Origin of the sequence: Mitsuokella apri, from assembly GCF_051886055.1 — a bacterium.
Lineage (GTDB): Bacteria > Bacillota > Negativicutes > Selenomonadales > Selenomonadaceae > Mitsuokella.
Map to the genome: position 1 here is coordinate 1 of NZ_JBJEXT010000050.1, position 7066 is coordinate 7066.

General features: G+C 53.3%; 8 protein-coding genes. All 8 read right to left on the reverse strand.

The window, feature by feature from the left end; translation table 11 throughout:
- The coding region (locus ACI4OH_RS07765) for a sugar O-acetyltransferase (protein ID WP_439784536.1) at positions 1–491 on the reverse strand (491 nt) is incomplete at its 3' end.
- Positions 492–664: 173 nt separating this feature from the next.
- Positions 665–1342, reverse strand: a complete 678-nt coding sequence (phoU, locus tag ACI4OH_RS07770) for a phosphate signaling complex protein PhoU (protein ID WP_439784537.1) — start codon at positions 1340–1342, stop codon at positions 665–667.
- 1 nt (position 1343) lies between these two features.
- On the reverse strand, positions 1344–2099 hold the full coding sequence (pstB, locus tag ACI4OH_RS07775; protein WP_432647941.1) for a phosphate ABC transporter ATP-binding protein PstB: 756 nt from the start codon (positions 2097–2099) through the stop codon (positions 1344–1346).
- A 135-nt stretch (positions 2100–2234) separates the two neighbouring features.
- Positions 2235–3422: an ATP-grasp domain-containing protein gene (locus ACI4OH_RS07780; protein ID WP_439784538.1), complete on the reverse strand. Its 1188-nt coding sequence runs from the start codon at positions 3420–3422 to the stop codon at positions 2235–2237.
- 54 nt (positions 3423–3476) lie between these two features.
- A complete protein-coding gene (locus ACI4OH_RS07785; RefSeq protein ID WP_439784539.1) occupies positions 3477–4226 on the reverse strand; it encodes an esterase family protein in 750 nt (249 codons plus the stop codon).
- A gap of 134 nt (positions 4227–4360) precedes the next feature.
- The gene (locus ACI4OH_RS07790; protein WP_439784540.1) at positions 4361–5683 is read right to left on the reverse strand and encodes a M18 family aminopeptidase; all 1323 of its coding nucleotides are present in this window, start codon (positions 5681–5683) and stop codon (positions 4361–4363) included.
- Positions 5684–5791: 108 nt separating this feature from the next.
- Entirely contained in the window at positions 5792–6403 is a 612-nt protein-coding gene (gene ttdB / locus ACI4OH_RS07795) for a L(+)-tartrate dehydratase subunit beta (protein WP_439784541.1), read from the reverse strand.
- The coding region (gene ttdA, locus ACI4OH_RS07800; RefSeq protein ID WP_439784542.1) for a L(+)-tartrate dehydratase subunit alpha at positions 6403–7066 on the reverse strand (664 nt) is incomplete at its 5' end. The genes ttdB and ttdA, both read right to left, overlap by 1 nt.

Genomic DNA, 7066 nt, shown 5'->3' on the forward strand with positions numbered 1-7066 from the left:
ACGACACTGCCCGCACCGATGACGGAATTATCGCCAATTGTCACGCCCGGCACGACAATGACGCCGGCACCGAGCCAGACATTTTTGCCGATGCGGACGGGCAGATTGTACTGATAGCCCTGCTCGCGCAGTTCCGGCGCTAAGGGATGGTTTGCGGTCGCCAGCGTGACATTCGGGCCAATCATCGTATAGTCGCCGATGTAGATATCGCAGTCGTCAACGGCCGTCAGATTGAAATTGGCGTAGACATTGCGGCCAAGATGCATATGACGCCCGCCCCAGTTCGCGTGCAGCGGCGGCTCGATATAGCAGTCCTCGCCAATTTCGGCAAACATCTCCTTTAAGAGCTGCTGACGCTTTTCCTGTTCGTGCGGGCGTGTCATATTGAAGTCGTAGAGTTTTTCCATGCAGTCGAACTGCTCTGCCATCAGGGAATCATCGGATGGCAAATAAATCTCACCGCTGATCATCTTATCGTGGGCCATACGCATAAAATTGCCTTCTTTCTTCTGTGAATTCTGGATTTGATTGTATCGTATCTTTATAGGCTTATTTTATGAATTTCGACAGCAGTCCAGTATTTCCCTGCTAAGAAAAATTGCGCAAAAAAGGAGCATATATCCTGCGAAAACAGGATGTATGCTCCTCTGTATTTCTGAATTTCTTAGATGAGTCTGTTTTTCTTCTGATGAATGCGTTCTGCTGTCTCGAGATAGATGACCCATTCCGCGATATTCACGGCATGGTCGCCAATGCGTTCGAGGAAACGCGCGATGAATAAGAGCTGCGTGGCACCTTTCTGACGGGCACCTTCCTTCGTGACAAAATCTGACAGAGCGTAGAACGTATGCTCAAACACCGTATCCATGTGCTTGTCCATCTTGCGGACTTCGTCAGCTTCCTGTACATTGCTGTCGCGGTACGACTTGACCGCCATGCGCAGCATCTCGGCCGCACAGTCGCCAAGCTCTTTGATCCAGCGCTTGCATTCAGGATTCAGCGGTTCTTCCACCGAAAGCACCGTCTTGGCGATGTCAAAGGCATGGTCGCCGATGCGTTCGATATCCGTCGAAATCTTGAATCCCGTCGCGATGACGCGCAGGTCATGGGCAATCGGCTGCTGTTTAGCAATCAGCAGGATGCATTTATCCTCGACATCGACAATCATGTCATCGATTTCATCATCGGCCTTCATGACTTTTTTCGCGAGTTCCGAATCCCCTTCGAGCAGGGCCGTCATAGCACGCTCGACATTTTTGAGTGCCTTGTCACCCATCGAAGCGACGAGAGCCTGTACAATCTCGAGGTCGTGGATGTATTCTTGTCTAGTCTGGCGTTCCATATCAGCCGAACCTCCCTGTGATATAGTCTTCCGTCTTTTTATCGTGTGGTTTCGTGAAGATGACGTCCGTCGTATCGTGCTCGATGAGTTTGCCGTTGAGGAAGAAGGCCGTATAATCGGAGACACGCGCGGCCTGCTGCATGTTGTGCGTAACCATGACAATCGTGTATTCCTTCTTGATTTCCTGTACGAGTTCCTCAATCTTCATCGTCGAAATCGGGTCGAGGGCCGAGCACGGCTCGTCCATCAGAACCACTTCCGGCTCGACGGCCATGACGCGCGCGATGCAGAGACGCTGCTGCTGGCCGCCGGACATGCCCATGGCCGAAGCGTCAAGGCGGTCCTTGACTTCGTCCCAGAGTGCGGCGCCGCGCAGGCTCTTCTCGACAATCTCATCGAGGCGTTTTTTATCCGTCAGTCCGTGAACGCGGCAGCCATACGCGACATTATCGTAAATGGACATTGGGAACGGATTTGGACGCTGAAAGACCATGCCCACGCGTTTGCGCAGGTTGACAAGGTCAACATCTTTTTCGTAAATATCGCGGTCATCGAGGGTGATTTTGCCATCGATGCGAACACCGTCAATCAAATCATTCATGCGGTTGAGCGTGCGCAAGAATGTGGATTTGCCGCAGCCGGACGGACCGATGAGCGCGACAACCTTATTTTCCGGCACCTCAAGCGAGACGTCAAAGAGAGCCTGATGCGTCCCGTAGTAAAGATTGAGGTGCTGTGCCTGCATTTTCATGCCGATTCCTCCCAAACAAAGACATCCCTGCCTAGAGGTCTGCCTGATACTTCATTTCTGAACAATATCATTGTACTCTCTAAACAGGGATGGTTTGTTGTATAAAGGTTAACGTTTTGTAAAATCAGCGCTCAGCAGTTCTCAGCGGTCCTGTACGAAATGGATGAATTCCTCCGTGGCTTCCTGTGATGGCAGTTTGACCGTGTACATCTGGTTGCCCATCTGCGGCACCATCATCTCCGGCATGCGCTCGCACATGACCATGTCCCTGCCATAGCGGGCCATGACTTCTTCGTGGCTGTGCTGATACTGGTAGCAGTCGCGGCGGCCGGCATAGACGCAGTAGCAGTGATGGCCGGAATCCGGCAGCAGGCGCTTGTCGTACGTGACCATGTCCGCCCAAATCTTATAGACATCCGTCGCATGCGCATAATTCATCATATCCGGTGTGTAGCCGCCCGCCGGACGCATGTTGACTTCAAGGCCGACAAAGTCACCGGCCTTGCCAAGGCCCTCTTTATCCTCAGCGAGGCAGAAGAACTCGAGATGCACAAAGCGGCTGCGCACGCCAAAGGCCTTGACCGTCGCACGGCCGGCGCGGCGCAGATTTTCGGGCATGCCGGCAGCCGTATAGTACGCGAGGTCGAGGTTCTTGAGGACAATATCCATGATGGACGGCGGCCAAGCCGTCATCGATTCGAAAAGAGGCTCCGAATGCGAGTCGAGGATGGCATCGTACGAGAAAATCTGTCCCTTGACAAATTCTTCCATGACATACGGAATCGGATGCTTCGTCGCGTAGAAATACGCGAGCTCATCGTCATTGTGGAGTTTGTAGGTATCAGACGCGCCGACACCGTTATCCGGCTTGACGATGACCGGGTAGCCGACCATGTGTGCAAAGTCGCGGCCAGCCTCAAACGACGTGACTTTATGGAGTCTGGCCGTCGGCACGCCGGCTTTTTTATAATAGGCTTTCATGGCGGACTTGTTCTTGATGCGGCCGATATTTTCAATCTGCTCGCCCGTCGTCACATGGAAATCCGTGCGCAGGCGTGCATCCTGCTCGAGCCAGAATTCGTTGTTCGACTCAATCCAGTCAATCTTGCCGTACTTGAAGGTGAAGAAACCGACGGCGCGGACCATCTGGTCGTAATCGTCGAGATGCGGCAGATAGTAGTACTCCGTCAGGGCATTCTTGAGTTCTTCCGAAAGTTCATCATAAGGGCTGTCACCGATGCCGAGTACATTGACGCCGTTTTTCTTCAGGCGGTCGCAGAAGTTCCAATAATGTTTCGGGAAATGCGGCGAGATAAAGATGAAATTCATTCTAGCAAGATTCCTTTCTTCAGTCAAAATCAAAATAAAGTCGATGCAGTGCGCTTATCCCTGTTCGCCAAGGACATACGGCAGGAAGTAGCGGATCTGTTTTTTCCACCAGCACCAGTCGTGGTCGACATCGTAGCCCCAGAAGTCGACCCAGGCATGGATGCCTTTGGCATTCATGATGTCGCGCATGATGGCAGTCGTGCGTCGGCCTTCGTCTTCCCAGCGGCCCTGGCCGACGCAGAGCACAATTTTCTTTTCATTATAAATCGGGATATACGGATGGTCAGCCGGCATATTGGCAAGGAAGTCAACCGGTGAGTTCTGATAAAGCGTGCCGTCTTCCCAGCCGTCAAAGAAGAATTTGGCGTCATAAACGCCTGAAAGCGACATCATGCCGCCGAAGAGTTCCGGACGGCGGAAAAAGACGATGGCTGCGTGCAGGCCGCCAAGGCTGCAGCCAACTGCGATTGGCAGACGGCCCGTGCCATTTTCCTGACGAATGAACGGCAGGACTTCCTCGATGAGGTAATTATAGTAGTTTTCCTGCTGCCAGGCGCGCCAGCCCTTGTCACCCCAGACATTTGACCACGTCTCTTTGTCGACAGTGTCAACGGCAAACAGTTGGATTTTGCCAGCTTCGATTTCCGGTGCAAGCAAATCGATCATGCCAAAGTTCTCGAAGTTGTCGCACATGGAATCCTGGGTCGGCAGAATCAGGAGCGGTGTGCCCGTATGGCCATAAACGCGGATATTCATTTCACGGTGCAGCCTGTCGCTGTACCAGGAGCGGTATTCTTTCTTCATAGAGATCACGTCCTCGGTTTTACTCGAAGTATTTTATAGTTTCTAAGTTTAACAACATTACAGAGAAAAGTCAACAAGAAGCACACTCGTCCATAAACAGCGGACTTTCTTCCTCTAAAGGGCACTCCTTATTATCAACGGCTGAAAAAGGCCTTGAGCAGGGCATCAAGGGCCTGCTGGTCAGCAGCCCCCATCGTCTCGCGCGCCGAATGCATCGCGAGGATGGCCGCGCCGATGTCCATGGCGCGCATCGGCATATTGGCCGTGAGCATAGAGCCGAGCGTCGAACCCCCGCGAATATCGGAACGGTTCAGGAACATCTGGTACGGGATATCATGAGCTTTGCAGAGGGCCTTGGCCACAGCAATGGCCTCTGCGTCACCGGCATACGCCTGGCTGCAGGCCGCTTTGATTGTTACGCCGCCGTTGAGCTTTGGGAAATTCGTAATGTCGTTCTTTTCAGGGGCATTGGGGTGCAGGGCATGGGCAACATCAAGCGAGAACAAAAATCCTTTGGCGAGGTCTGCAAAATACGCATCCTGCCCATAACCTAAGGAACTGTAGACGCGCATGAGGATATTGGGCAGGGCAAAGGAATCGGCGCCCTGCTTCGTCTTGCTGCCGACTTCTTCGTTGTCAAAAAGTGCGATGCACGAGATGCCGTCCGTGCTCGTCCCCTGCAGCAGCCCCTGCAGGCACGCGTAGACCGAAGTCATATTGTCAAGGCGTGAAGCCGAGATGAATTCGTTCTTCGCACCAAAATAACACGGGCCGTCCGTCGGATAGACCGTGAGGTCATATGAAAGAATACGGCTGCGGTCAAGCTGACATTCCTCAGCTAAAAAATCAAGAAAAGCGTCGGCCTGTTTCTTCTCGTCCGTCTCCCCTGTCAGCATCGTGAAAAGCGGCAGCATGTCCTTCTGCGGATTGAGCGTCTCGCCCTCATTGACTTTGCGGTTCATATGGATGGCCAGATGCGGGATGGTCAAAAGCGGTCGGCCGATATCGACAAGGTGCGTTTCCGGCTCGTAGGGATTTTCACCAGACAAGACGACCTTGCCGGCAAGCGATAACGGGCGGTCAAGCCACGAACTCCTTATCATGCCGCCGTATATTTCAACATTGAGCCTGCCATAATCCTGTGTCCTGGCAAGAGCTGCCGTCTTGACGCGCAGGCATGGAAAATCGGTATGAGCCGTCGCGATGTGCAGATGACGGCGCGGCGACTCGCCAATGCGAAAAGCCACGAGCGTCGAATCAAAGACGCGGACAAAATAGGCCCTGCCGGCCTGCAGGCGCCACGAATCCTCAAGATGCAATTCGCGAAAACCCGCCTCATGCAGTTCGTCAGCTCCAGCCGCCGCTGCGTGATAAGGTGAAACGGTCTTATCGAGAAAAGAAAATAAATCCAAGCATATCACTCCTCTAAAATAGCTGTCTCCATTATACAACGCCATGCCTGCCTGTACAAAATCTCACATTCTGCCTCTTCTATCCACAAACGCAAAAAAACCATCGCTTGGGGCATGCCTGCAGCGATGGCTTTTGCTGTTGTAAGTCAAATTTTACTTGATGAAACCGACCTGTTTGGCGATTTCTTCATAAACCTTGTCCTTGCGCTCGTTGAAGATGACTTTATTTTCTTCAAAGAGATTGTGGCCGTGCGTGTCAATCGAGACAATCAGAGGACCGAATTCCTTGACCTGGCAGGTCCAGAGCGTTTCCGGCATGCCGAGGTCCTTCCAGTTGGCCGAGAGAATTTTCTCGACGCAGGTTGCAGCGACAACGGCGCAGCCTGCCGGGAAAACGCAGTGCAGGGCCTTGTAGTCGCGGCAGCCGCGCATCGTGCCTTCGCCCATGCCGCCTTTGCCGATAATCAGGCGCACGCCCGTCTTTTTGATGAATTCTTCTTCGAATTTTTCCATGCGCATCGAAGTCGTCGGGCCAACCGTGACCATTTCGTACTGGTCATCGCCAAGCGGACGGATAATCGGACCGGCATGCAGAATGGCACCGTCCTTGATATCGACCGGCAGTTCGCGGCCTTCTTCAATAACGCGGCGATGGGCAACATCGCGGCAGGTCGTGAGCTTGCCCGTCAGGTAAATGACATCTCCAACATGGATATCCTCGAGATCTTCTGCGCTGATTGGCGTCGTGAGTACTTTTTTAGCCATCAGAAATCCACCTCCGAATGCGAATCAATCTTGTAATTGAGCTCTTTATCAAATACGATGTGACCGCGGCGATGCGACCAGCAGCCGACATTGACGGCTACGCCGATAACGGAAGGATGGCGTGCACTGTTCTCAATGTTGACGCCGAGCACGGAGTTCTTGCCGCGCAGTCCCTGAGGACCAAGGCCGATGGCATTGATGCCGTCTTCCAGCAGCTGTTCCATTTTAGCCGCTTTCGGATTTGGATTGTGGGAGCCGATGCGGCGCAGCAGGGCTTTTTTCGACTGCAGGGCAGCGACTTCAACGGATGTACCGATGCCGACACCGACGAGCAGAGGCGGGCAGGCATTGAGGCCGTAACTCGTCATAACATCGAGTACGTACTTCGTGACGCCTTCATAGCCTTCGCCCGGCATCAGGACCTTCGCATGGCCTGGCAGCGAGCAGCCGCCGCCGGCCATGTATGTATAAATCTCGCAGTCGCTGCTGTCCGGCACAATATCCCAGAAAATGGACGGGATGCCCTTGGCGACGTTCTTGCCCGTATTGTATTCATCGAATGTCTCAACGGCATTATGGCGCAGCGGTGCATCTTTCGTGGCCTTGATGACAGCCTGACGCAGCAGGGCCGGCAGCTCAGCCATGTACGGGAATTCACTGCCG

Excerpts from the sequence above, each read along its gene's own strand:
- ACI4OH_RS07785 (WP_439784539.1), bottom strand. The coding sequence starts at position 4,226 with ATGAAGAAAGAATACCGCTCCTGGTACAGCGACAGGCTGCACCGTGAA.
- ttdB (WP_439784541.1), bottom strand. The coding sequence starts at position 6,403 with ATGGCTAAAAAAGTACTCACGACGCCAATCAGCGCAGAAGATCTCGAG.
- ACI4OH_RS07780 (WP_439784538.1), bottom strand. The coding sequence starts at position 3,422 with ATGAATTTCATCTTTATCTCGCCGCATTTCCCGAAACATTATTGGAAC.
- ACI4OH_RS07790 (WP_439784540.1), bottom strand. The coding sequence starts at position 5,683 with ATGGCGTTGTATAATGGAGACAGCTATTTTAGAGGAGTGATATGCTTG.
- phoU (WP_439784537.1), bottom strand. The coding sequence starts at position 1,342 with ATGGAACGCCAGACTAGACAAGAATACATCCACGACCTCGAGATTGTA.